This window comes from Caenimonas aquaedulcis, from assembly GCF_015831345.1.
In the GTDB taxonomy this organism is placed as follows: Bacteria; Pseudomonadota; Gammaproteobacteria; order Burkholderiales; family Burkholderiaceae_C; genus Ramlibacter; species Ramlibacter aquaedulcis.
This window is the reverse complement of the sequence record NZ_JADWYS010000001.1, coordinates 1-24184: the sequence shown is the minus strand read 5'-3', so window position 1 is coordinate 24184 and position 24184 is coordinate 1. Positions and strand designations below refer to the sequence as shown.

At 68.8% G+C, this 24184-nt stretch carries 20 protein-coding genes and 1 tRNA gene; 17 read left to right on the top strand and 4 right to left on the bottom strand.

What is annotated here, in order from left to right:
• Position 1 precedes the first annotated feature (1 nt).
• A tRNA-Sec gene (locus I5803_RS00110) sits at positions 2–96 on the bottom strand.
• 281 nt (positions 97–377) lie between these two features.
• Between I5803_RS00110 and I5803_RS00100 the strand changes: the two genes are divergently transcribed.
• Entirely contained in the window at positions 378–2147 is a 1770-nt protein-coding gene (locus I5803_RS00100) for a UGSC family (seleno)protein (protein ID WP_435520831.1), read from the top strand.
• 14 nt (positions 2148–2161) lie between these two features.
• On the opposite strand, the gene I5803_RS00095 is transcribed toward I5803_RS00100, so the two are convergent.
• From I5803_RS00095 to I5803_RS00085, 3 genes are read right to left on the bottom strand one after another with little or no spacing between them, the layout of a single operon-like run.
• On the bottom strand, positions 2162–3163 hold the full coding sequence (locus I5803_RS00095) for a Bug family tripartite tricarboxylate transporter substrate binding protein (protein ID WP_196984399.1): 1002 nt from the start codon (positions 3161–3163) through the stop codon (positions 2162–2164).
• Positions 3160–4107 (bottom strand): NAD(P)-dependent oxidoreductase, encoded by a 948-nt coding sequence (locus I5803_RS22355; RefSeq protein ID WP_435520868.1) that lies wholly within the window; start codon positions 4105–4107, stop codon positions 3160–3162. Before I5803_RS22355 ends, I5803_RS00095 begins: the two co-directional genes overlap by 4 nt.
• The gene (locus I5803_RS00085; RefSeq protein WP_196984397.1) at positions 4094–5536 is read right to left on the bottom strand and encodes an aldehyde dehydrogenase; all 1443 of its coding nucleotides are present in this window, start codon (positions 5534–5536) and stop codon (positions 4094–4096) included. The genes I5803_RS22355 and I5803_RS00085 overlap by 14 nt, the downstream gene beginning before the upstream one ends.
• A gap of 193 nt (positions 5537–5729) precedes the next feature.
• On the opposite strand from I5803_RS00085, the gene I5803_RS00080 reads away from it, so the two are divergent.
• The 16 genes from I5803_RS00080 to I5803_RS00005 are packed head-to-tail and all read left to right on the top strand — an operon-like array spanning position 5730 to position 23970.
• Positions 5730–6653 carry an isocitrate lyase/PEP mutase family protein gene (locus I5803_RS00080; RefSeq protein WP_196984396.1) on the top strand — a complete coding sequence of 308 codons (924 nt, stop codon included), beginning with the start codon at positions 5730–5732 and terminating at the stop codon, positions 6651–6653.
• Positions 6654–6686: 33 nt separating this feature from the next.
• On the top strand, positions 6687–8177 hold the full coding sequence (tcuA, locus tag I5803_RS00075; RefSeq protein ID WP_196984395.1) for an FAD-dependent tricarballylate dehydrogenase TcuA: 1491 nt from the start codon (positions 6687–6689) through the stop codon (positions 8175–8177).
• A 12-nt stretch (positions 8178–8189) separates the two neighbouring features.
• On the top strand, positions 8190–9068 hold the full coding sequence (locus I5803_RS00070) for an isocitrate lyase/PEP mutase family protein (protein ID WP_196984394.1): 879 nt from the start codon (positions 8190–8192) through the stop codon (positions 9066–9068).
• A complete protein-coding gene (leuC, locus tag I5803_RS00065; protein WP_196984393.1) occupies positions 9065–10468 on the top strand; it encodes a 3-isopropylmalate dehydratase large subunit in 1404 nt (467 codons plus the stop codon). Before I5803_RS00070 ends, leuC begins: the two co-directional genes overlap by 4 nt.
• A 1-nt stretch (position 10469) precedes the next feature.
• A complete protein-coding gene (gene leuD, locus I5803_RS00060) occupies positions 10470–11102 on the top strand; it encodes a 3-isopropylmalate dehydratase small subunit (protein WP_196984392.1) in 633 nt (210 codons plus the stop codon).
• A complete protein-coding gene (locus tag I5803_RS00055) occupies positions 11099–12292 on the top strand; it encodes a mandelate racemase/muconate lactonizing enzyme family protein (RefSeq protein WP_196984391.1) in 1194 nt (397 codons plus the stop codon). The genes leuD and I5803_RS00055 overlap by 4 nt, the downstream gene beginning before the upstream one ends.
• Positions 12293–12305: 13 nt before the next feature.
• The gene (locus tag I5803_RS00050) at positions 12306–13706 is read left to right on the top strand and encodes an MmgE/PrpD family protein (RefSeq protein ID WP_196984390.1); all 1401 of its coding nucleotides are present in this window, start codon (positions 12306–12308) and stop codon (positions 13704–13706) included.
• The gene (locus I5803_RS00045) at positions 13703–15169 is read left to right on the top strand and encodes an aldehyde dehydrogenase family protein (protein ID WP_196984389.1); all 1467 of its coding nucleotides are present in this window, start codon (positions 13703–13705) and stop codon (positions 15167–15169) included. Before I5803_RS00050 ends, I5803_RS00045 begins: the two co-directional genes overlap by 4 nt.
• 24 nt (positions 15170–15193) lie before the next feature.
• Positions 15194–16171: a Bug family tripartite tricarboxylate transporter substrate binding protein gene (locus tag I5803_RS00040; protein ID WP_196984388.1), complete on the top strand. Its 978-nt coding sequence runs from the start codon at positions 15194–15196 to the stop codon at positions 16169–16171.
• Positions 16164–18641 carry a CaiB/BaiF CoA transferase family protein gene (locus tag I5803_RS00035; protein ID WP_196984387.1) on the top strand — a complete coding sequence of 826 codons (2478 nt, stop codon included), beginning with the start codon at positions 16164–16166 and terminating at the stop codon, positions 18639–18641. The genes I5803_RS00040 and I5803_RS00035 overlap by 8 nt, the downstream gene beginning before the upstream one ends.
• On the top strand, positions 18638–19123 hold the full coding sequence (locus I5803_RS00030) for a tripartite tricarboxylate transporter TctB family protein (protein WP_196984386.1): 486 nt from the start codon (positions 18638–18640) through the stop codon (positions 19121–19123). The genes I5803_RS00035 and I5803_RS00030 overlap by 4 nt, the downstream gene beginning before the upstream one ends.
• 5 nt (positions 19124–19128) lie before the next feature.
• On the top strand, positions 19129–20622 hold the full coding sequence (locus tag I5803_RS00025) for a tripartite tricarboxylate transporter permease (RefSeq protein WP_196984385.1): 1494 nt from the start codon (positions 19129–19131) through the stop codon (positions 20620–20622).
• A gap of 29 nt (positions 20623–20651) precedes the next feature.
• Positions 20652–21641 (top strand): Bug family tripartite tricarboxylate transporter substrate binding protein, encoded by a 990-nt coding sequence (locus I5803_RS00020; protein ID WP_196984384.1) that lies wholly within the window; start codon positions 20652–20654, stop codon positions 21639–21641.
• 24 nt (positions 21642–21665) lie between these two features.
• Positions 21666–22172 (top strand): cupin domain-containing protein, encoded by a 507-nt coding sequence (locus I5803_RS00015; protein ID WP_196984383.1) that lies wholly within the window; start codon positions 21666–21668, stop codon positions 22170–22172.
• Positions 22173–22174: 2 nt separating this feature from the next.
• Positions 22175–23146 carry a Bug family tripartite tricarboxylate transporter substrate binding protein gene (locus I5803_RS00010; protein ID WP_196984382.1) on the top strand — a complete coding sequence of 324 codons (972 nt, stop codon included), beginning with the start codon at positions 22175–22177 and terminating at the stop codon, positions 23144–23146.
• Positions 23143–23970, top strand: coding sequence for an alpha/beta fold hydrolase (locus tag I5803_RS00005; protein ID WP_196984381.1), 828 nt, complete (start codon positions 23143–23145; stop codon positions 23968–23970). Before I5803_RS00010 ends, I5803_RS00005 begins: the two co-directional genes overlap by 4 nt.
• Positions 23971–24184 lie beyond the last annotated feature (214 nt).

Here is a 24184-nt window from a genome sequence, read left to right as displayed (position 1 = left end):
GTGGCGGAAGAGAGTGGGAGTCGAACCCACACAAGATCGTTAGCGACCCACTCCGGGTTTGAAGTCCGGCCACTCCACCGGGAGTGTTTCCCTTCCGTGTGACGCCATCGTAGGTGCAGGCGCCGCCGCCGCCAACGCGGCAATTCCAAAAACACCGTTTGGTTTTTCGGTGTGAAGGTGGGGACGGCTTCAATTAACTTGGCCGGACGCAGAATTCGCAGAAGTTACGCAGAAGGAATTCAGAAAAGACCAGAATTCATTTTGAATTTTCTTGCCTTCTTCCGCGTAACTTCTGCGAATTCTGCGTCCGGTCAGTTCGAATTGGCGCTGGACCATTCGCATTCCCCGAATGCTCTCTTCAATCCCGCCGATTGACGATGGAGGGCTCCAAACCCACCATGCAAGACCCGCCGGCAGTCGCCGACATCTCCGGGAAACACACCATGAACAAGCCTTGCGACGACGGCCACTTCGAAGCCTACTGGCCCCGCGGCGAGCGGCGTGCGACGACGAAGGCGCTGGCCCCGCGCCTCGCGAACCTCGAAGGCAAGCACGTCGCGCTGCTGTGGGACTACCTCTTCCGTGGCGACGAGATTTTCGCCACGGTCGAGCAGCGGCTCAAGGAGCGCTTCGCCGGCATCCGCTTCATGGACTGGCGCGAAATCGGCAACATCCACGGCAGCGACGAGCGGGCCGTCGTCGCCGCACTGCCCGCGCGCCTGAGGGCCGCGGGCGTCGACGCCGTCATCACGGCCGTCGCCGCCTGAGGCAGCTGCACGCCTGCCGTGTTGCGGGCGAGTGCGGCGTGCGAGGCGGCGGGGATCCCGTCGTCATCGCTCGTATCCACCGGCTTCGTCGAACAGGCGAAGGCCACGCGCATGGGGCTGGGCTTTCCCGACCTTCCCTGGGCGACGCTCGTTGGGCACCCGGCGGTGCAGGCGGTGGACGAGTTGCGTGACAACGTCTCGCGCGTGACGGTGCCGGGGATCATCGAGAACCTCACCGGCTGCATCGCGCGAGGCGACGCGGCAGCGGACGAGCCGCGGCCACGCGAGATCGTCTTTCGCGGCGGCTGGTCGGCGCTGAACCAGCATTTCATCGACAAGGAATGGAGCGACGGCCTGCCCATCGTGCCACCCACGCACGATCGCATTGCCGCATTCCTCGCGCACACGGTCCACCATGCCGATGAGGTCATCGGCGTCCTTCTCCCCGACAGCCGCGCCGCCACCGTCTGGAACGTCGCCGTCAACGGCGTGATGGCGGGCTGCCGCCCCGAATACATGCCCGTGCTCGTCGCCCTGGCGCAGGCGATGGCCGATCCGCGCTACGGCGTCGAGCACAGCGGCAATACGCCGGGCGGCGAGACGCTCATCATCCTCAACGGCCCCGCCATCCCGAAGCTCGGCTTCAACTGCACGCAAGGCGTGATGCGCGACGGCTTCCAGGCCAACACCACCGTCGGCCGCTTCTGGCGGCTTTACCTGCGCAACGTCGCCGGCTTCCTGCCGCACAAGACGGACAAGGCGACCTTCGGCAACACCTGGCGGGTCGCCATCGCGGAGAACGAGGAGGCCGTGCGGGCCATCGGCTGGCGCACCTTGGGCGAGGACCAGGGCTTCGCGAGCGGCGACAACACCGTGACGATCGCACGCTACACCGGCGGCGGCATGGCGTCGTCGATGTCCGGCAGCACGCCGCAGGAGCTGCTCGCCTACCTGGCCGACGGCCTGGTCAAGCAGACCTTCTGGCAGGTCATGTTCAGCGTGGGCACCGGCTACGGCATGCTGCGCCCGCTCGCGCTCATCACGCCGATCATCGCGCAGACGATCGCCGCCGCGGGGTGGTCGAAGGAAGACGTGAAGCGCTTCCTCTTCGAGCATGCACGCCTTCCCGCGTGGGAGTTCGAACGCCTGCTGCGCGACTGGACGCACAAGCCCATCTGGAACCTCGCCGGAGAGGTGCGGGCGGGAAACATCCCGGCCGTCTACGCGGAGTCGGACGACCCGGACCGGCTCGTGCCCATCGTCTGGGCGCCGGAACACTTCATGATCGTGGTCACGGGCGATCCGCTGCGCACGAGCGGCTACATGTTCGGCCACAACGGCCAGCTCGGCTTCCCGGTGACGAAGAAGGTGGCGCTGTGAGCGCCCGCGAAACGTCAGGTCAGCTGGACCTTGGTCGCCTTCATCACGCCCTGCCAGCGCACGAGTTCGTCGCGTACGAACTTGTCGAACTTCTCGGCGGGGCCCGGGTCCGGCTCGGCGCCCTGCGCGAGCATGGCCGCCTTGGTGTCCGGATGCTCCAGCGTCTTGTTCAGCGCGTCGTTGAGGATGTTGACGATGGCCGTCGGCGTGGACGACGGCACCTCGAGCCCGAACCAGTTCGAGCCGGTGATCTGCGGATAGCCCGACTCCGCGACGGTGGGCACGTTCGGCAGCAGCGCGAGCCGGTTCTTCGTGCTCACGGCCAATGCCTTGATCTTGCCCTCGCGGATGTGCTCGATCAGCACCGGCACCTCCGTGTAGAGCATGTGGATGTGCCCCGCGATCAGGTCGATGGTGGCCGGCCCCGTTCCCTTGTACGGCACGTGCGTCATCTCGATGCCCGAGATGAGCTTCATCCACTCGCCCGTGAGGTGCGGCGTGCCGCCGGGGCCGGAGGAGCCGTAGCTCAGCTTGCCCGGGTTCGCCTTCGCGTACGCCGTGAATTCCGCGAGGTTCTTCACCGGGATGTTGTTGCTGCCGGCGCAGATCTGCGGAAGGATCGCCATGTTGCCCACCGCGCGGAAGTCCTTCAGGAGGTCGTAGGGCATGGTCGCGCGGCCCGCGGTGTTCAGCACGGAGCCGCCCTGCGAGAACATCACGAGGGTGTAGCCGTCGCCGGGCTGGTGCGCGACGTACTCCATGCCGATGAGCGCGTTGGCGCCGGCCTTGTTGTCCACGACCACGGGCACGTTCAGGAAGGTGGACATGCGCTGCGCAACGATGCGCGTGACCATGTCGCTCGGGCCGCCCGCGGCGTACGGGCAGACGATCTTGATCGGCTTGTTCGGGAAGCCTTGCGCGGACGCCGCGGCCTGCGCGCGCGCGCGCAGCGGGGCGCCGGCGGCGAGCGCGGCCAGGGCGGACATCGATCCTACGAAGCGGCGGCGGGTGTTCATGCTGGGGCCCTTTCCTGCGGGGTGGTGGGGGCGGCGGTGCCGTCGATCACGCGGCTGATCACCGGCCAGTACCTGTCGCCCTGCCCGGCGTCGATGGCGCTGCGGAAGGTTTCATCCACCGCGTCGCAGCCGCGCACGGTGATGCCCATGTCCCTGGCCATCGAGATCGCGTACGACAGGTCCTTGCGCGCGTACTGCACCGAGAACGCGCGCATCGGGAATTCGCCGGGCAGGATGGCCTTCATGCCGTGGTTGCGCAGCGCGAAGCTGTCGCCCGAGCCCTGGCTGAGCGTGCCGAAGATGGTGTTCGCATCGAAGCCCGCGCGCTGCGCGATCGCATACGCCTCCGAGAGCGCGAGGCCGGTCTGGAACATCACCATGTTGTTCAGGATCTTCGTCATCTGCCCCGCGCCGATGGGGCCGCAGTGGGTGATGTCGGTCGCGACGCATTGCAGCAGGGGCCGCACCTCGTCGATCGTGGCCGCGTCGCCCCCCGCCATGATGAGCAGCGTGCCGTTCTCCGCCGCCTGGCGGGTGCGCGCAATCGGCGTGTCGATGAAGCGCGCGCCTTTCGCGCGCAGCAGCGCTTCCGAGTGCCGCGCGACGTCGACGCCGGAGGTGCTCAGGTCCACGAAGACCTGTCCCTGGCGCACGTGCGGCAGCAGCCGCGCGATGAGCTCCGTCACCGCCTTGCCGGAGGGCAGGCAGATCATCACGACGTCGCTCGCCTGCATCAGCTCCGCCACGTCCGCGCAGGGCTGCGCGCCGTACTCGGAAAGGCGCTGCATGGGCGCGGGCGACAGGTCGTGGCACAGCACGCGCTGCCCGCTCTTTGTCGCGAGGTTGCGGCACATGGGCTCGCCCATGACGCCCAGGCCGATGAATCCGATGGTTCGTTGTGTGCTCATTCGTGTCCTTGGCGGTCGGGGCTCACAGGCCCCAATACAGGCTTTTTTGCTGCTGGTACAGGCGCATGCCGGAGATACCTTTCTCGCGGCCGAGCCCGCTGTCCTTGTAGCCGCCGAAGGGCGTCGCGATGGACAGCTGCTTGTAGGTGTTGATCCAGACCGTGCCCGCCTCCAGCCGCTGCGCGACGCGCCAGGCCTTCTGGTAGCTGCCCGTCCAGATGCCCGAGGCCAGGCCGAAGGCCGAGTCGTTCGCCTGCGCCACGAGGTCGTCCTCGTCGTCGAAGGGCAGCACGACGAGCACCGGGCCGAAGATTTCCTGCTGGCACACGGTGGCGGTGTTCGGCAGGCCGGCGATCACGGTCGCTTCGTAATACGCGCCGGCTTGCAGCGACGCACCACCCGGGCGCGCGCCGCCGGTGAGGATCTCGCCGCCCTCCTCGCGCGCCGAGGCCACGAACTTCTCGATGCGCTCGCGATGCACGAAGGACGCGAGCGGGCCCATCTGCGTGCCCGGCGCATCGGGCAGGCCGAGCGCGAGGGCGCGCGCGTGCTGCACGACCTTGCCGACGAGCGCGTCGTAGCAGGCGCGTTGCACGAAGAGGCGCGAACCCGCGACGCAGGACTGGCCCGTCCCCTCGAAGATGCCGCCCGCCACCGCCGCCGCGGCCGCGTCGAGGTCCGCATCGGCGAAGACGATGTGCGGAGACTTGCCGCCCAGCTCCAGCGCCACGGGCATGAGCTTTTCCGCGGCGGCGCGCGCGATGCGTCGGCCGCTTTCCGTGCCGCCGGTGAAGGACACCATGCGCACGTCGGGGTGCTTGACCAGCGCGTCGCCGGCTTGCGCGCCGGTGCCGGGCAGCACGTTGAGGATGCCGGGCGGAAAACCCGCGTCCAGCGCCGCGCGGCCGAGCTCCAGCGCGCAGGACGGCGTGACTTCGGAGGGCTTGAGGATCACGGCGTTGCCCGCGGCGAGCGCGGCCGCGACTTTCTGCGCCTCCATCGTGAGCGGCGAGTTCCAGGGCGTGATCGCGGCGACGACGCCATAGGGCTCGTAGCTCGTCATGGAGATGTAGTTGCCGCGCGACGGCGTCACCTCGGAGCCCACCGTCTCGCACACGGCCGCGTAGTAGCGGTAAATGCCCTCGGCGGCGGTGGCCTGGGCCTTGCACTCGGATTGCGGCTTGCCGTTTTCCACCATCTGCGCCCGCGCGAAGTCCGCGTTGCGCGCGGCGACGATGTCGGCGAGCTTCGTCAGCAGCCGCGCGCGCTGGTGCGGCAGCATCCTGCGCCACGCCGGGTCGGCCGCGGCCTTGCGCGAGGAGCGCACGGCTTCGGCCACGACCTCGGGCGTTGCCGCCGCCAGCGCTTCGTTCTGCGCGCCCGTCGCGGGGTTCTGGGAGCTCAGCGTCGCTCCCGTGTCGCGCACCCACTCGCCGTGGATCAACAGCGGCCGGATCTCACTCATCCCGTATCCTTGGTTCAAGATGTTCTGCTACGCAGAACTATCGGTCTGTTATTAAAAAGGAGTGTCCGCCCCCGCTCCAGCGCTTGTCAAGGGCGGCAACCACTTATCCGAGTAAACCCCGATGGCCGCCAAAAGCGATTGACAAAAGATAGCGCTAACCCGGATGATAGCTCCAGTTCAGAATCTAAGTTCTATGCAGCAGAACGATAACGCCAGAAATGGTGTCCTCACCCCCGAAAGCTCGGCGCCGGCGCGGTTGCGCGCCCTGCTGTCGGCGGGAAGCTGCCGGGCGGTGCCCGAGACCGCCGACGGCCTCATGGGCCGGATGGTGGCGATCGCCGGCTTCGAGGTCGCTTTCGTGAGCCTCGCGGGTTCCGCGCTGAACCGCCTCGGGACGGCGGACGCCGGCCTGCTGACCGCAACCGAACTGGTGGACAACGCATCGCGCTGCATCGCGTCATCCGGTCTCGCGACGGTGGTCGATGCGGGCACCGGCTTCGGCAACCCGATCAACGTGCGCCGCACGGTTTCCGAACTGCAGCGCGCGGGCGCCGCGGGCGTCATGCTCTGCGACGCCCAGGAGCCGCGGGCGCATCGCCACGCCACGGCGTCCATCTCCGTCGCCGACATGGCCGCCAAGCTGCGCGCGGCGGTCGACGTGCGGGCAGGCGCCCCACTCGTGCTGATCGCGGCCGTCGAAGGCGCGGCGCAGGCCTCCTCGCTCGCCACCGTCGCCGGCCGCGCGGCGCGCTATCGCGAAGCCGGCGCGGACATGATCCACGTCGGCATGCTGCGCGACCCGGCACGCGCCGTCGCGATCGCGAGCGAACTCGCGGGCATGCCGCTCTCCTGCAGCCTCGCGCCCGACAGCGGCATCGACACGGCCGAGCTCGGCGCGCTGGGTTTCCAGCTCGCCTTCTTCCCCCATTGCGGCTTGATGGCGGCCGTGCCCGCCATCGAACACACCTTCGCCGAACTCGCGCGCACCGGCACCGTGGGCCACCTGCGCCCGCACATCGCCGACTTCCGCCAGTTCACCGACATCGCGGGGCTGCCGCAGGTGCAGCAGCTCGAGGAGCGCTACGGCGTGCCCGACGAGCAGCGCACCACGCTGTAGCCCACCCCAACCGACTTACAGGAGCAGCAGAGCATGAAGGAATACGACGTCATCGTGGTGGGCAAGGGCAACGCCGCGTTGTGCGCGGCGCTGTCCGCCCGGGACGAAGGCGCCCGCGTCGTGGTGCTGGAAGCGGCGCCGCAGTACGAGGCCGGCGGCAACAGCCGCTTCGCGGGCGGCGCGATGCGCATCGCCTACAACGACGTCAACGACCTGCGCCGCCTCATCGACATCAGCGACGAGGAAGCGGAGAACACCGACTGGGACACCAACACCGTCGACGAATTCTTCGACGACATGTTCCGCGTCACCGCGTTCCGCTGCGACCCGGACCTCACCGAGACCCTCATCAAGCAGAGCCTGGAATGCATGGTGTGGCTCAAATCCAAGGGCGTTCGCTTCACGCCCTTCTACGGCTCGACCTCGCAGGTGGTCAACGGCCGGCGCAAGTTCTTCGGGCGCAACCCGGTGGCCGTGTCCGGCGGCGGCGAAGGCCTGGTGCAGGTGCTCGACGAGGCGGCGCTCAAGGCCGATATCGAGGTGATCTACGAAACCCGCGCGACCTCCCTGCTCTACGACGGCGCGCGCGTCTCCGGCGTGCGCACGCTGCAGAACGGCGAAGTGGTGGAGTTCCGCGCGAAGTCGGTGATCCTCGCGTGCGGCGGCTTCGAGGCCAACCCCGAGATGCGCACCAAGTACCTGGGCAAGGGCTGGGAGCTCGCCAAGGTGCGCGGCACGCGCTTCAACATGGGCGAGGGCCTGAAGATGGCGCTGGACATCGGCGCCTGCCCGCACGGCAACTGGTCGGGCCGGCACACGACGCCCTGGGACCGCAACGCCCCCGAGTTCGGCGACGTGACGCTCATGAACAGCTGGTACCGCCACAGCTATCCGCTGTCGGTGATGGTCAATGCGGACGGCAAGCGCTTCGTCGACGAAGGCGCGGACTTCTACAACTACACCTACGCCGTCTACGGCGAGGAGATCCTCAACCAGCCCGGCCAGTTCGCCTGGCAGGTCTTCGACGCGAAGTCCAAGAAGTACGCGCGCTCGGAATACCAGGACAAGCGCGCGACCAAGGTCAGCGCGGATACGCTGGAAGAACTCGCCACCAAGCTCGAAGGCGTGAACCCCGAGCAGTTCCTCAAGACCATGCGCGAGTACAACGCCGCCGTGGTGCAGGGCGTGCCCTACAACCCCGCCGTCAAGGACGGCTGCCGCACCGAGGGACTGGCGCTGCCCAAATCCAACTGGGCGCTGCCCGTGGACACCGCGCCCTTCGAGGCCTACAACACCACCTGCGGCATCACCTTCACCTTCGGCGGGCTGCGCGTGGACCCGCAGAGCAGCCAGGTGCTGGACCTGACGATGAAGCCCATCCCCGGCCTGTACACCGCGGGCGAGATGCTCGGTGGCCTCTACTACTTCAACTACGGTTCGGGAACGGGGCTGGTGTCGGGCTCGGTGTTCGGCCGGCTGGCCGGCACGTCCGCCGCCAAGGCCGCCGGGGCGGCGCGTCACTGACGCGGGCGCATCATGCAGGAACGCCCGACCACCCGCCTTCGCCGCCTGATCGCGCAGCCCGGCTGCGTGATGGCGCCGGGCGCGGCCGACGCGCTCACCGCGCGCATGATCGCGCGCGCCGGCTTCGATGCGATCCACATGACGGGGTTCGGCACCAGCATCGGCCGCCTGGGCATGCCGGACATCGGGCTGCTCACCGCCAGCGAGATGGTCGACAACGCGAGCCGCATCGCCGACGCCTCGGGCCTGTGCATCGTGGCCGACGCGGACACGGGCTACGGCAACGCGATGAACGTGCGGCGCACCGTGCGCGATTACGAGAAGGCCGGCGTCGCCGCGCTGCACCTGGAAGACCAGGTCGCGCCCAAGCGCTGCGGCCACCTCGCGGGCAAGCGCGTGATCCCGGCGCGGGAGATGGTCGGCAAGATCAAGGCGGCCTGCGACGCGCGGCAGGACGCCGACCTCGTCATCATCGCGCGCACCGACGTGCTCGCGATCGACGGCATGGACGCCGTGTTCGAGCGCGGCCGGCAATACCGCGAAGCCGGCGCCGACATGATCTTCGTCGATGCGCCGGTGGGCCTCGACCAGATGCATGCGGTGGCGCGCGGCCTCGCCGGCATCCCGCTCTTCGCGAACATCGCCGCGAGCGGCAAGACGCCCGACATCCCGGCGGCCGAACTCGGCGAGATGGGCTTCAAGCTCGCGATCTACGCGAACTTCGCGATCCTCTCCGCGATCCCCGCCATCCAGAAGATGCTGGCCGAGCTGAAGGGCCGCGGCAGCCTCTCGCGCATCGCGGGCACGCTCGCGAGCTTCGGGCACATCGAGGAGATCGCCGGCATGGCCGAACACGACGCCCTCGAAGGCCGCTACGGATTGACCCCATGAACGCACCCGCCACCCTCTTCGAGAAAGTCTGGAGCCGCCACGCGATCGTCACGCGCGGCGCCAGCGAAGCGCTGCTGTCGGTGGACACGTACTTCGTGCACGAAGGCTCCTTCCACGCCTTCGGCGCGCTGGCGAAGGAAGGCCGCCAGGTGCGCAAGCCGAAACAGGTGTTCGGCTCGCCCGACCACTTCGTGCCGACGGTCAACCGCGACAAGGGGCTGGCGGGCATCGCCGACGCCGAGTCGCGCGGGCTGGTGGAATACCTCGCAGGCAACGCCGCGAGGTACGGCTTCGACCACTTCGGCGTGGACGACCCGCGCCAGGGCGTGATCCACGTGGTGGGCCCGGAGCTGGGCATCACGCAACCCGGCCTCGTCATCTGCTGCGGCGACTCGCACACCTCCACCCACGGCGCGTTCGGCTGCTATGCCCTCGGCATCGGCGCATCGCAAGGCAAGCAGATCCTCGCCACGCAATGCGTCTGGCAGAAAAAGCCCAGGACCATGCGCATCACCATCGACGGCGCACTGGGCTTCGGCGTCACGGCCAAGGACATCATCCTGTCTGTCATCGCGAAGATCGGGGTCGCGGGCGCCGTGGGCCACGTCGTCGAGTTCGCCGGCTCCACCGTGCGCGGCATGACCATGGACCAGCGCATGACCCTGTGCAACATGGTGACCGAGGCCGGTGCGCGCACCGGCATGGTCGCCCCCGACGAGACCACCATCGCGTTCCTGGAGGGCCGGCCGTACGCGCCCTCGGGGGAGATGTGGGACCAGGCCGTCGCCTACTGGAGGACCCTGCCGAGCGACGAGGGCGCGGTGTACGACCGCGAGGTCCATCTCGACGCCGGCGCCGTCGGGCCGTCCATCACCTGGGGCACGCTGCCCGAGCAGGTGCTGCCGATTGACGCCGCCGTGCCGAGCGCGGAAGGCGCGGAAGCGGAGAAGAAGGCAGACATCGAATCCGCGCTGCGCTACATGGGCCTCGCGCCCGGCACGCCGCTGGAAGGCATCAAGGTGGACCGCGTCTTCATCGGCAGCTGCACCAACGGCCGGCTCGACGACCTGCGCGCAGCCGCGGACGTGTTCAAGGGCCGCAAGGCGAAGGTGCCGACCTGGGTGTCGCCCGGCTCCAGCGGCGTCAAGCGCGCGGCCGAAGCCGAGGGGCTCGACCGCATCTTCATCGACGCGGGCGTGGAGTGGCGCGGCTCGGGCTGCTCCAGCTGCGCCGCGATGAACGGCGACACGCTGGCGCCGGGCGAGCGCTGCGCCTCCACCTCCAACCGAAACTTCGAGGGCCGGCAGGGCAAGGGCTCGCGCACGCACCTCATGAGCCCCGCGATGGCGGCGGCGGCTTCGGTGAGCGGCCACCTCATGGACGTGCGGAAGCTGGACTGACATGGAAGCCTTCACCCGATTCACCGGCCTGGCCGCCCCGCTCGACATGAGCAACGTCGACACCGACAAGCTGCTGCCCAACCGCTTCTTCCGCAAGGCGCGCGGCAACGGCCTGCAGCAGTACATGCTGCACGACATCCGCTTCAACGGCGACGGATCGGAAAAACCCGACTTCATCCTCAACCGCCCCGCCTACCGCGAGGCGCGCATCCTGGTGGCCGGCCCCAACTTCGGCTCCGGCTCGGCGCGCGAAGGCGCGGTGTATGCGGTGGCCGACTACGGCATCCGCGCCATCATCGCCCCGAGTTTCAGCGACATCTACGCGGGCAACATGCTGCAGAACGGCCTGCTGCCCGTGGTGCTGCCGCAGGAGACCTGCGACGACCTGCGCGCGCAGCTGCACGCGAAGCCCGGCGCAGAGATCACGATCGACCTCGAAGCGAAGACGGTGACCGGCCCCGACGGCAAGGTGCACGCCTTCGACATCGACGCCAGCCCGCGCGAGCGGCTGCTCAAGGGCCAGGACGACATCGACCTGATCCTCGTGCACCAGGCCGCGATCGAAGCCTTCGAACAACGCTATCTCGAACAACATCCCTGGCGGCGCGCAGCCGTGCAGGGCACTCCCGCATGACCACCACCCTGCCCCCCTCCCGCGGCCGCCTCGTCATCGACGAGGTGGAAATCATCCCGCTCGACATCGTCCCGCGCATGAAGCGCAAGATCTCCACCGGTCCGCTGCTGTACGGCGACACCGGCAGCTGGATCGGCCGGCCGGTGCTGCTGCGCATCAGCGCGGGCGGCATCAGCGGCTGGGGCGAGGTGCGGCCGGTGAACCCGTGGATCGGCGAGACGGCGGCGAGCGTCTTCGCCTGCCTGCGCGACTTCTACGCGCCGGTGCTGCTGGGCCGCGATGCGATGGACATCGAGCGCGTGCTGCGCGCGTGCAGCGCGAAGCTGCCGGGCAACCTTGCCGCGCTGGAGGTCACCGACTTCGCGCTGCACGACCTCGTGGGCAAGGCACTGGGCGTGTCGGCCCACACGCTGCTGGGCGGCGCGCAGCGCGACAGCATCCCGCTCGAATGGTCGGTCGGCCTCGCGGACGACAAGACCATGATCGACGAGTCGGTGATGGCCGCGGAAAAGCACGGCATCCGCTACATCTGCATCAAGGTCGGCCCGGAAGAAAAGATCGAGGCGGACGCGAACGTCGTCAAGCAGATCCGCAAGGCCCTGGGCCCCGACGTGTACCTCGGCATCGACGCCAACATGGGCTACACGCCGGTGGGCGCGGTGCAGCTTGCCAAGCGGATCGAGGAAGTGAACCTCACCTACTTCGAACAACCGGTGCCGCCCACGCATATCGACAACCTCAAGTGGGTGTACGACCGTTGCAACGTCTCCATCATCGCGGACGAGTCCTGCTACAGCCCCGCCGACGCGGCGCGCCTGTGCGCCAACGGCGCGGCGGATGTGATGGCCGTGAAGTTCTACAAGTGCGGGGGATTGCGCCGGGGCCGCGACATCGCGACCATCGCCGATTCCTTCGGCCTGCGCGCCAACGTCGCGGGCACGGCGAACGGCAGCTACCTGGAAGCCATCGCCGGCGCGACGCTCGCGGCGGCGATCCCGAACCATGCCTTCGGCGCGGAATTCGTGATGGGCCTGCCCGCCATCGACGTGGACCCGATCGTCGCCAACCGACCCATCGACGTGAAGAACGGCCACTGCAACCTGCCCCTCGGCCCGGGCTTCGGCGTCGAGCTGGACATGGCGCAGGTCGGCAAGCTCGCCCTCGACCGCGCCGTGGTGCGCAAGTCCTGAAAGCCCCCGCGCCATGACGGTCTCGCAAACGCTGGCGGATTTCGCGGCGGGGCTGCGCCTCGAGGAAGTGCCGGCCGCGGTGAGCGAGCGCGCGCGTTATCTCGCGCTCGACGCGCTGGGTGTCGCGCTCGCGTCCAGCCGCAAGGACTTCGCGCGCATCGCCTTGAACGGCGTGCAGGCGATGGGCGACACGGGCACGAATGAAGTCGTGGGCATGGGCGCCGGCCTCACGCTGCGCGATGCGATCCTCATGAACGGCCTGCTGGTGCACGGCCTCGACTACGACGACACCTACCTTCCCGGCTCCATCCACCTGTGCGCGACGAACGTGCCCGCCGCTTTCGGCGTGGCGGCGCAGCGCCATGCGAGCGGCCGCGAGCTGCTGGCCGCGCTGGTCGTGGGGCTGGAGGCCGGCGCGCGCATCGCGCAGGCGGGCCTGGGCAACATCCACAAGGCGGGCTTTCATCCGACCTCCGTGTGCGGGGCTTTCTCGTCGTCCCTCGTCGCGGGGCGGCTGATGGGGCTGAACACGAAGCAGCTCACGCTCGCGCAGGGCATCGCATTGGCCACCGCGTCCGGCACGGTGCAGCCCATGCAGGACGGCACCTGGACCAAGCGCTTCCATCCGGGCTGGGCCGCTGCCAGCGGCGTGGTCGCGGCCCACATGGCGCAGGCGGGTTACACCGGGCCCTCGCTGGCTTACGAAGGCCCCATGGGTTTCTACAACGCCTTCCTCGGCGCGCTGGCCAAGGAAGCGCGGCCGGCCATGGTCGGCGCGCAGCTCGGCGAGCGCTGGGAATTCCCCACGGCGTCGATCAAGCTGTATCCCGCGTGCCACCACATGCACGCGTTCGTGAATGCGGCGCGCGACATCCGCGAGCAGATGGTCGGATCGCTCCGTGCGGAAGACATCGAGTCGGTGCATGCGCTCGTCGCCAGCGTCGCCGTGCCGCTGGTGTGCGAGCCCGCGGCGGAGAAATACGCCCCGGCCACCGACTACATCGCGCAGTTCAGCCTGCAGTTCTCCATCGCCTGCGGGCTGCTGCGCGGCGCCTTCGGGCTCGGCGAGCTGGAACCCGCGGTACGCACGGATCCTTCACTCGTTGCACTCGCGCGCAAGGTCACCTACGAGGTCGACCCGGCCTCCGGCTTCCCGAAGAGCCGCACCGGCGAAGTGATCGTGCGCCTGCGCGACGGCCGGGTGCTGCGTGCGCGCAACGAGATCCTGCCGCAGGAGCCCGCAAGCAACGAGGAGATCGTCGCCAAGTTCATGGAGAACGCGCGCACCGCCGTCGCTCCCGCGAAGGCCGCCGAACTCTGCGAGCTCCTGATCGGCCTCGAACAACAGAAGGACGCCGCCGTGCTGATGCAAGCGCTGGGCCGCGCGACGCCCGCACCAGGACATTCCGCATGAGCACCCCCACCCGGCCCGCGATCCGCGAGCGCTACGAACACTTCATCGGCGGCGAATGGGTCACGCCCGCCGGCGGCGACTACTTCGAAGGCATCAATCCGTCCACGGGCGAAAAGCTCGGCCGCTATGCACGCGGCAACGCGGCGGACGTGGACCGCGCGGTGCGCGCCGCGCAATCCGCGCAAGTGCAGTGGGCGGCCGTGGACGCCTTCAAGCGCGGACAGATCCTGCAGAAAGTCGCGCAGCTGCTGCGCCAGAACCGCGACCGCCTCGCGATGCTCGACTCGCTGGACGTCGGCAAGCCGCTCGCCTCGGCCCTGAACGACGTGGAAGTCTGCGCGCGCTACTTCGAGTTCTATGCCGGCCTCGCGGACAAGATCCACGGCGAAACGATTCCCGCGCCGGGCAAGCACCTCGTCTACACCGTGCGCGAGCCCTACGGCGTGATCGGGCAGATCACCGCCTGGAACGCGCCCATGGGCCAGACGGGCCGCAGCGCCGCGCCCGCTTTCGCGGCGGGCAACACCATCGTCATCAAGCCGGCGGAGCAGACCAACCTGTCGATCTTCGAATTCGTCGCGATCTGCATCGAGGCGGGCATGCCGCCCGGCGCCTTCAACGTCGTCACCGGCTTCGGCGGCGAAGCGGGCAACGCGCTCGTCTCGCACCCGCTCGTGCGCAAGATCAACTTCACCGGGTCCGCGGACACGGGCAAGCTCGTGATGGCCGCCGCCGCGAAGCGCATCGTGCCGGTGAGCCTGGAGCTGGGCGGCAAGTCGCCCTTCATCGTCTTCGAGGATGCCGACATCGAGGCCGCGGCCAAGTCGGCCGCATTCACCCTGTCGCGCAACGCGGGGCAGGTTTGTTCTGCCGGGACGCGGCATTTGGTGCATCGGAGCATCGCGGACAAGTTCGTCGCACGTTTCGCGTCGCACCTGAAGGAGGTGACGATCGGCCCCGGCCCGGACAACCTCGAGATGGGCCCCGTCGTCTCCGGCGAGCAGCTCGACCGCATCCTCGGCTACATCGAGCTCGGCCGGAAGGAAGGCGCGACGCTCGCGTGCGGGGGGCGGCGCCTCACCGAAGGCAGGCTCGCGCAGGGCTTCTTCGTCGAACCCACGATCTTCACCAACGTCGACAACGGGATGCGCATCGCGCGCGAGGAGATCTTCGGCCCGGTGTCCTGCGTGATCCCCTTCGACACGGAGGCCCAGGCGCTGGAGATCGCGAACGACACGGACTTCGGCCTCGCGTCGGCCGTGTGGACGCGCGACGTCTCTCGCGCGCACCGCGTCGCGGGCAAGCTGCAGGCCGGCCAGGTCTACATCAACAACTACCACGGGGTCGGCGTCGAAGCCCCGTTCGGCGGCTTCAAGCAAAGCGGCATCGGGCGCGAAAAAGGCGTCGAGGCCATGCACTACTACACCCAGGTCAAGACCGTGATCCTCCCCCTGGAGGGCTGAGTCCCAATTTCAGGAGACAAACCCGTGAAACGCCAGTTCCTCCAGCAGATGGCCGCGCTCGCGGCCGCGGCCGCCGCCTCGCCCTTTTCCTTCGCGCAGGCGGCCTGGCCGGACCGGCCGATCCGCATGCTCGTGCCCTACCCGCCGGGCGGCTCGACCGACCCGATCGCGCGCGTGCTCGGGCAAAAGCTCAACGAGCTCCTGGGCCAGCCCATCGTCGTGGAGAACCGCCCGGGCGGCAACACGTCGATCGCCTCGGCCTTCATCGCGAAGGCGGCGCCCGACGGCTACAACCTCCTCTTCAGCTCGGTCAGCACGCACGTGATCCACACGATGCAGTCCAACCTGCCCTACGACAGCATCCGGGACTTCGCGCCGATCTCCACCGTCTCGCGCTCGGGCTACATGCTCGCGGTGCATCCGTCCGTGCCCGCGAAGACCTTGCCGGAACTCATCGCCTACGCCAAGGCCAACCCGGGCAAGCTCAATTACGGCAGCGCGGGCATCGGCAACGCCAATCACCTGGCGGGCGAGCTGTTCAACATGAGCGCGGGCGTGAAGATCACGCACGTGCCGTACAAGGGCACGGGCGCCGCGATGATCGACCTGCTGGCCGGCCGCGTGCAGATGTACCTGAGCACGATCTCCTCCCTGCAGGGCCACATCGACTCGGGCGCGCTGCGCGCCATCGCCTACACCTCGCAGCCGCCGGGCAAGCCGCCCGTCGCCACCTTCGAGCAGTTCGGCCTGAAGGACTTCGAGAAGATCGAGCTCGTCACCATGCTGCTCGCCCCGCGCGACACGCCCGCGGCCATCGTCAACAGGATCGCAGACGCGGTGCAGAAGTCGCTCGACATGCCCGACGTGCGCAAGGCGATCGAGACACAGAACCAGGCGCCCTTCTTCATGCCGCCCGCCGCGCTGGCCGAGCGGCTGAAGAGTGACCGCGCGAAATTCGCGGAGATCGTCGAGAAGGCCAACATCAAGCTCACCGATGTCTGAACCCGCCGGCGCGCTTCAGGGCGTGCGTGTGCTCGACCTCGGGGACGGCATCGCGTCCTCCTTCGCCGCACGCCTGCTCGGCGATTTCGGCGCGGACGTCGTCAAGCTGGAGCCGCCGGGCGCGGGCGATGCGACGCGCCGGCTGCCGCCGCTGCATCCCACCGCGCCCGAGCCCGAGCGCAGCCTGCTCTTCCAGTACCTGAACTGGAACAAGCGCAGCGTGGCGCTGGACATCGCCGATGCGCGGTCGCACGAGGCGCTGCGGCGCTGGGTCGAAGGCGGCGACATCCTCTTCGAGAGCTTCGCTCCCGGCACGCTGGCGCGCTGGGGCCTGGGCGTGGACACGCTGCTCGCATGGAACCCGCGCCTCGTTGTCGTGTCGGTGACGAACTTCGGCAGCACCGGGCCGTATGCGGGCTACGCCGCGAGCGACCTCGTGCTGCAGGCGATGGGCGGGATCATGCACATCAGCGGGCGCGTGGACCTGCCGCCGCTCAAGCACGGCCTCAACCAGAGCGCGTATTGCGCCGGCCTGAACGCCGCGTATGCGGGCATGGCGGCGCTGGTGGCGGCGCAAGCCGACGGCGTCGGGGAGCACGTGGACGTGTCGATGCAGGAATGCCTCGCGTCCGAGCTCGTGATGAACCAGCCGTACTACTCGTTCATGGGCGCGGTGCAGGGGCGCCGCAGCGCGACGCAGGACCCGTTCCAGGGCGAGCCCATCGCCACGCGCAAGGGCTACCTCACCGTGCAGTCCGGGCCGACGCGCTTCGAGAGTTTCGCCGACCTGTTCGGCCGCGAGGAATTCCGCACGCCGGAATACGCGCAGCGCGTGAAGCGCAACACGCGCACGGCGGAAGTGCGCGCGGTGCTCGAATCCTGCGTCGCGAACCGCGATGCGAAGGACCTCTTCGAGCAGGGCGCGCGCATGCGCCTGCTGCTGGGCGTCGTGCAGGGTGCGCCGGAGCTGCTGCAGTGCGACCATCTCGCCGCGCGCGGCGCGTTCCGGACGGTGGCGCATCCCGTGGGCGGCACCTGGAAATTTCCCGCGGAACTGGCGCGCATGTCGGCCACACCGATGTCGGTGCGCAGCGCAGCGCCCCGCCTGGGCGAACACGGCGGGCGGGATGCAGGGTGGGCGCCCAGGAACGAAACACGTGGGCGGCCGTCGCCCGGCCCCGCCCGCCTGCCGCTTGCGGGCCTGCGCGTGCTCGATCTTTCCTACGTGTTTGCCGTGCCCTACATGGGCGCGCTCATGAGCGACCTGGGCGCGGAGGTGATCAAGATAGAAGGCACGCACCGCCTCGACCAGACGCGCAGCGGCGCCTTCGGCCCGCACCTGGACAACGACCCGGGCGACGAACCCTGGAACCGCTCCGGCGCCTTCCACATGCTCAATCGCGGCAAGCAATCCATGCTGCTGGACCTGGCGAGCGAAGAGGGACGCGCGGTCTTTCGCAAGATGGTGGAGAGCGCCGACTTCGTGCTGGAGAACTACACGCCACGCGTCATGCGCGGCTGGGGCCTGCACTACGAGGAGCTGCGCAGGATCAACCCGGCGCTCATCATGCTGTCCAACACCGGCTACGGATCGACCGGGCCGTGGTCGGAATTCCCGAGCCAGGGCACGACGCTCGAAGCGACGATGGGCATCACGCAGTACACCGGTTACCGCGGCGACAAGCCGTGGAAGGTCGGCCAGTCCTATCCCGACTTCCTCGCATGCTGGAGCGGGCTCACGGCGCTCTTCGCCGCGCTGCACCACCGGCGGCGCACGGGGCAAGGCCAATGGATCGACCTGGGCATGTACCAGCTCGGCGTCGCCGCGATGCCCGAGGCGCTGCTGCAGTGGCAGCTTACCGGCACGGAGCCGAAGCGCATCGGCAACGAGGACGAGCTGCACGTGCCGAGCAATCTCTACCCGGCGCGCGGGGACGACCGGTGGGTGGCGATCAGCGTCACCAGCGATATGCAATGGCGCGTGCTCGCGCGGCATGTCGGGCTTGACGGCGACGCCCGCCTCGCGACGGAGGCGGGCCGCCGCGAGCATCGCGAGCTGGTCGATGCGGCGGTCGCGCGCTGGACGGCCGCGCATGACGCATGGGAGACCACCCGCCTGCTGCAGTCGGGGGGTATCGCCGCCGGCCCCGTGCTGAACAACCGCGACCTGCTGCTCGATCCGCATTTGCGCGCGCGCGGCTTCTACGAATACGTGGAGCATCCGCAGCCGGTCGGCCTGCGCCCCGTCATCGGCCGCCCCTACCGCATGCGCCACCGCACACCGCGCATCCAGGGCCCCGCGCCGCGCCTCGGAGAACACGGCCCCAGCGCGAAGGCCCGGCCCGGCGCCACCACGATCCCCGGCGCGCTGGACATGCAGGAGGCGCTGCAGTCGCGCACCGTCACCGCGCTGGACGCCGACTACCGCGAGCGCCTGGGCATCGCCACCCACCGCAAGGAAACCGCATGACCCCGCAAGCCGCCACGGCGATGCACAACAAGCGCGTCGGCTACTTCGTCACCGGCGGCATCGGCCTGCTGCTGTCGGCGGTGTACCTCCTGCTGTCGCGGGAATACCCGTTCGGCACGCTCGACGAACCCGGCGCGCGCGTGTGGCCCACCGTGGTCGGCTGCATGGTCATCGCCGCCAGCCTCGCCGTGCTGTGGGAGGCGTGGTGGATGCCGCCGACCGAGCAGTTCGAGATGCCCGCGGGCGGCGGCGCGAAGCGCGTGGTCATCATGATCGTGCTGCTGGTCCTGTACTTCGGGACGATGGAGTATCTCGGCCAGCTCGTCTCCAGCGCCATCTTCTGCCTCCTGTTCATGCGCCTCGTGAGCCCGCTCTCGTGGCCGCGCATGGTCGTCGCCTCGCTGTGCATCGCCATCGGCCTGCAGCTCGTCTTCGTGGTGCTGCTGAAGATCCCCATGCCCAAGGGCCTGCTCGGCATCTGAACACCATGAGCTCCTTCGACGGATTGATGCACGGGTTCACCATCGCCCTCACGATGCAGAACCTGCTCGCCGCCTTTCTCGGCGCGCTCGCGGGAACGCTCGTGGGCGTGCTGCCGGGGCTCGGGCCTCTGGGCGGCATCGCGCTCATCCTGCCCATCACCTACTCGTTCGACCCGACCACCGGACTCATCGCGATGGCGGGCATCTTCTACGGGGCCATGTACGGCGGCTCCACCACCGCCATCCTCATCAACGTGCCCGGGGAGGTGGCGTCGGCCATCACCTGCCTGGACGGCTACCAGCTCACGCGCAAGGGCCGCGCCGGCGCGGCGCTCACCATCGTCGCGGTCGGCTCCTTCGTCGGCGGCACGGTCTCCGTATTGGGCATCATGCTGCTGTCTCCCGCCGTGTCGCGCGCGGCGCTGCTGTTCGGCCCGCCGGAGTACTTCGCGATGCTGCTGGGCGGCCTGCTGATCTTCTCGCGCATCTCCGGCGGCACGCTGGCCGCCGGCCTGTTCCCGATGACCATCGGCCTGCTGCTCGCCACCGTGGGCCAGGAAGCGGTCACGGGCCAGCAGCGCTTCATCTTCGGCATCAACGAGCTGAGCCCGGGCTTCACGCTGGTCGCCGTCGTCATCGGCCTCTTCGCGGTCGCGGAGATGATGCATCTCGTGGCGACGAAGGAAGACCACATCCCGCCCGTGTCGATCAGGATGCGCGACCTGATGCCCACGAAGGAGGAATGGAAGCGCAGCTTCTGGCCCATGGGCCGCGGCACGGTCGTCGGCTTCATCATGGGCGCCCTGCCCGGCCCGCCCTCGTCGATGTCGAGCTTCGCGTCGTACCGGCTGGAGCAGGCCGTCTCGAAGTACCGCCACGAGCTCGGCACCGGCGCGATCGAAGGTGTGGCCGGCCCCGAGACGGCGAACAACGCCGCCGCCACCGCCACGCTGATCCCGCTGCTCGCGATGGGCATTCCCTTCGGCGCGATCACGGCGCTCATGATGTCCTCGCTGATGATCCACGGCATCAACCCCGGGCCGCTGCTCATCCGCAACTACCCCGACCTCTTCTGGGGCCTCATCGCCTCGATGTACATCGGCAACGTGATGCTGGTGATCCTGAACGTGCCGCTCGTCGGCGTGTGGGTGAGCCTGTTGCGCGTGCCGCAGTACATCTTCCTGCCGATGATCGTGCTGCTCACCATCATCGGCGCGTACAGCGTGAACAACAGCATGCTGGATGTGTGGCTGCTCCCGCTGGTCGGCTGCATCGGCTACGTGCTGAACAAGCTGGGCTTCCGCCTCGCCCCGATGGTCATCGGCCTGGTGCTCGGCCCGCTCGTGGAAAAGCACCTGCGCGAGGCGCTGATCCTGTCCAACGGCCAGGTCAGCACCTTCTGGAGCTCGCCCGTGGCCGTGGTCACCTGGATCGTGGTGATCGGCGTGCTGCTGTTCGGATTCCTGCTGCGGCCGAAGGAAGTGGCCGCGGACGATTGACCTGCACGACAACTTCGATGGAGACGACCATGACCCCCTTCACCCGACGCCAGTTCGCCTTCGGCGGCGCCGCGCTCGCCGCCGGCATCGCGCTGCCCGCGCGCGCCGCGGGCTACCCGGAGCGCGACATCACCTTCGTGAACCCCTGGTCCCCTGGCGGCTCCACCGATGCGATCGTGCGGCAGTACAGCAAGCAGATGGAGAAGGTGCTGGGCGGCAACATCGTCGTCACCAACCTCACCGGGGGCTCGGGCACGATCGGCGTGGGCTCCGTCATCCGCGCCAAGCCCGACGGCTACACGATCGGCTACGCGGGCAACGGCACCCTCGTCTACCAGCCGATGGTGATGAAGGGGCTGGCCTGGGCCAAGCCCGACGACTTCCAGCCGCTCGTCAAGCTCAACTCCATGCCCACCCTGCTCGCGGTGCGCGCCGATTCGCCGGTGAAGAACTGGGCCGACTTCATCAAGGACGTGCAGGCGCGGCCCAACCAGGTGCGCGTCGGCGTCGCCGGCCTGCGCACGTCCGCGGACCTGGAGATGCAGCAGGTCAACATGGCCGCGAAAACGAAGATGCGCATCGTCCCTTTCACGGGCGGCAGCGGGGAATCGGTTCTGGCCTTGCTCGGCGGCCGCGTCGAGGCCATGGCCGGCTACACCGACGGCCTGCGCGGGCACGTGGAGGCCGGCGCGATGCGCGTCATCGCCGTCTTCCAGAAGGGCCGCTACGAGCCCTTCCCCGAGGCCGCGCCCGTTGGCGACCAGCCGGGCTTCACCAACGCCACCCTGCTGCCCGCGTGCAACTACGTGATCGCACCCAAGGGCCTGCCCAAGGACGTGCTGGACAAGCTCGCGTCGGCTTCGAAGCAGGTGGTGACGAGCGACGAGTTCAAGGCTTTCGCCGCGCGCGGCGGCCTGGTGCTCGACCCCATGGGCCCGAAGGAAGTGCGCGCCGAACTGCAGCGCGTGGTCGGCACCTACGACACACTGCTCAAGTTCCTCAACGCCGCCAAGGTTTGACCGTTTTCAATCAAGGAGATCGCCATGTCCGATACCGCCACCGCCACCGCGCAGCAGGCCGCGCCCATCGCCCAGCCCTTCAGGTTCGACTCGCCGGAGATGCCCGAGGGCAAGCACGTCGGCAAGTTCGTCGTGCGCCTCGCACGCACCGACCGCATGATCGCCAACGTGCAGGTGCTCAAGAACGGCGGGGAGACCAACCTGCACACGCACCACCACCTCGACGGCTTCTGGATGGTGCTCAAGGGCCACGCGCGGTTCTACGGCGAGGGCGACGTCGTCGTCGCGGACCTCAAGGAGCGGGAGGGCGTGCTGATCCCGCGCCACTTCAAGTACTGGTTCGAATCCGTCGGCGACGACGTGCTGGAGATCCTGCAGGTGGAATGCGCGGACTTCTCGATGCCGGCGGGCAAGCCGCTGGAGCGCGAGGACTTCACGCCGCTCACCAACGCGACGCGCAACATCACGATCATCGAAGGCCGGGTGAACGAGCCGGCCTACGGCCAGCGGCACAAATTGAACATGGGTTGAACATGAAGCGAATTTTCCTCAAGCAGCTGGCCGTGCTCGCGGCCACGGCCATCGCCGGCCCCGGCGCCTTCGCGCAGGCCAACTACCCCGACCACCCCATCAAGCTGGTGATCCCCTTCCCGCCCGGCGGCTCGGTGGACCCGATCGCGCGCGTGCTGATGACGAAGGTCGGCGAGATCCTCGGCCAGCCCATCGTCATCGACAACCGCGCCGGCGGCAACACCGCCATCGGCGCGCAGCTCGTGGCCAAGGCGCCGCCCGACGGCTACACGCTGATGTTCACCGCGCTCACCACGCACGTGATCCACACGCTCCAGTCGAGCCTGCCCTACGACAGCATCAAGGACTTCGCGCCGGTGGCCTCGGCCTCGCGCTCGAGCTACATGCTCGCGGTGCACAACTCCGTGCCCGCGAAGACCCTGCCCGAATTCATCGCCTACGCCAAGGCCAACCCGGGCAAGCTCAACTACGGCAGCTCCGGCACCGGCAACTCGAACCACCTTGCGGGCGAGCTCTTCAACCTGCGCACCGGCACGAAGATCGTGCACGTGCCCTACAAGGGCGGCGCGCCGGCCCTGCAGGACCTCGTGGGCGGCCGTGTGCAGATGATGATCACCAACGTGCCGCTGCTGCAGCCGCAGGTGGATGCGGGCACGCTGCGCGCGCTGGCCTACACCTCGCCGCAGCCGGGCTCCGCCGTGCAGACCTTCACGCAATACGGGCTGCCGGATTTCGAGGGCATCGAATCGCTGAACGTGCTGCTGGCGCCTGCGGGCACGCCGGCGCCCATCATCGCCAAGGTCGCCGCCGCCGTGGAGAAGGCGCTGGCCTCGCCCGAGGTCAAGGCCGGGATCGAGAACCAGAAGCAGTCGCCCTATTTCCTCGCGCCGGCGGTGCTCGGCGAGAAGATGAAGTCCGACCGCGCGAAGTTCATCGAAGTCATCGAGAAGGGCCACATTACACTGACGCAGTGACTTCCCTCCTCGACTCGCTCGACAGCCGCAGCCGGCGCGCCACGACACAGGCAACACCCCAGGGCCAGGTGGTGTGGCGCAGCTGGGGCGAAGGCCCGCCGCTCGTCATGCTGCACGGCGGCGCGGGCTCCTGGATGCACTGGGTGCGCAACATCGAGGCCCTCTCGCGCGAGCGCGAGCTGTGGCTGCCGGACCTGCCGGGCATGGGCGACTCCGACCTGCCGCGCGACGGCCTCGACGCGGACAGCATCGCGCCCATCGTGCTCGACGGCATCGTCGAACTGCTCGGGGGGCGCGGCTTCGACCTCCTCGGTTTTTCATTCGGCAGCCTGGTGTCGGGCTACATGGCGCACCTGGCGCCGGAGAAGGTGCAGCGCCTGGTGCTCACGGGCGCGACGGGGCTTGGCATCCACCCGGGGCCGCGCCACGACCTGCTGCCGCTGCGCGGGGTGACGGACCCCGATGCGCGCAAGGAGGTGCTGCGGCACAACCTCGGCGCGATCATGATCTACGACCGCACGCACATCGACGACCTCGCCATCGAGGTGCAGGACCGCAGCGCCCAGCGCGACCGCGTGCGCGACCGCAAGCTGGCGCGCAGCGACGGCATGCTGCGCATCGCGCACACCTGGCAGTGCCCGGTGTCGGGCATCTGGGGCGAAGACGATGTCGTGCGCCGCCGCGACCCGGCGGCGTTCGATGCGGCGGTCTCGCGGCTCGGCCTGCGCGAGAAGCACGTGGTGCGCGACGCGGGGCATTGGGTGCAGTTCGAGCAGGCCGATGCGTTCAATGCGCTCGCGATGCGGCTGCTGGTTGGGACCTGAGCTCATTTGGCAGCCTCGCCTTTGCATTGTTTTGCGTCGCGACCCCGAGGTGTGATGCTTGGGAGTTCAAAGCAGCAGGCACGCCATTCCCCGGGTCGCGTCAGGCGGTAGGCGGCAGGGGCGATTTCTGTGGCGGCTGCTTTCGCTGCTCCGGCGGCGGAGCGCGCTTGCGCGCCTTGTGAACTGACTCACCGCAAGTGTTTGAGCGAGAGCG

What these genes read in the sequence shown, in the direction of transcription:
- I5803_RS00055 (WP_196984391.1), top strand. Translation starts at nt 11,099, where the DNA reads ATGACCACCACCCTGCCCCCCTCCCGCGGCCGCCTCGTCATCGACGAG.
- I5803_RS00080 (WP_196984396.1), top strand. Translation starts at nt 5,730, where the DNA reads ATGCAGCAGAACGATAACGCCAGAAATGGTGTCCTCACCCCCGAAAGC.
- I5803_RS00085 (WP_196984397.1), bottom strand. Translation starts at nt 5,536, where the DNA reads ATGAGTGAGATCCGGCCGCTGTTGATCCACGGCGAGTGGGTGCGCGAC.
- I5803_RS00020 (WP_196984384.1), top strand. Translation starts at nt 20,652, where the DNA reads ATGACCCCCTTCACCCGACGCCAGTTCGCCTTCGGCGGCGCCGCGCTC.
- I5803_RS00030 (WP_196984386.1), top strand. Translation starts at nt 18,638, where the DNA reads ATGACCCCGCAAGCCGCCACGGCGATGCACAACAAGCGCGTCGGCTAC.
- leuD (WP_196984392.1), top strand. Translation starts at nt 10,470, where the DNA reads ATGGAAGCCTTCACCCGATTCACCGGCCTGGCCGCCCCGCTCGACATG.
- I5803_RS00010 (WP_196984382.1), top strand. Translation starts at nt 22,175, where the DNA reads ATGAAGCGAATTTTCCTCAAGCAGCTGGCCGTGCTCGCGGCCACGGCC.
- I5803_RS00025 (WP_196984385.1), top strand. Translation starts at nt 19,129, where the DNA reads ATGAGCTCCTTCGACGGATTGATGCACGGGTTCACCATCGCCCTCACG.
- leuC (WP_196984393.1), top strand. Translation starts at nt 9,065, where the DNA reads ATGAACGCACCCGCCACCCTCTTCGAGAAAGTCTGGAGCCGCCACGCG.
- I5803_RS00070 (WP_196984394.1), top strand. Translation starts at nt 8,190, where the DNA reads ATGCAGGAACGCCCGACCACCCGCCTTCGCCGCCTGATCGCGCAGCCC.
- I5803_RS00035 (WP_196984387.1), top strand. Translation starts at nt 16,164, where the DNA reads ATGTCTGAACCCGCCGGCGCGCTTCAGGGCGTGCGTGTGCTCGACCTC.
- I5803_RS00045 (WP_196984389.1), top strand. Translation starts at nt 13,703, where the DNA reads ATGAGCACCCCCACCCGGCCCGCGATCCGCGAGCGCTACGAACACTTC.
- tcuA (WP_196984395.1), top strand. Translation starts at nt 6,687, where the DNA reads ATGAAGGAATACGACGTCATCGTGGTGGGCAAGGGCAACGCCGCGTTG.
- I5803_RS00050 (WP_196984390.1), top strand. Translation starts at nt 12,306, where the DNA reads ATGACGGTCTCGCAAACGCTGGCGGATTTCGCGGCGGGGCTGCGCCTC.
- I5803_RS00015 (WP_196984383.1), top strand. Translation starts at nt 21,666, where the DNA reads ATGTCCGATACCGCCACCGCCACCGCGCAGCAGGCCGCGCCCATCGCC.
- I5803_RS00095 (WP_196984399.1), bottom strand. Translation starts at nt 3,163, where the DNA reads ATGAACACCCGCCGCCGCTTCGTAGGATCGATGTCCGCCCTGGCCGCG.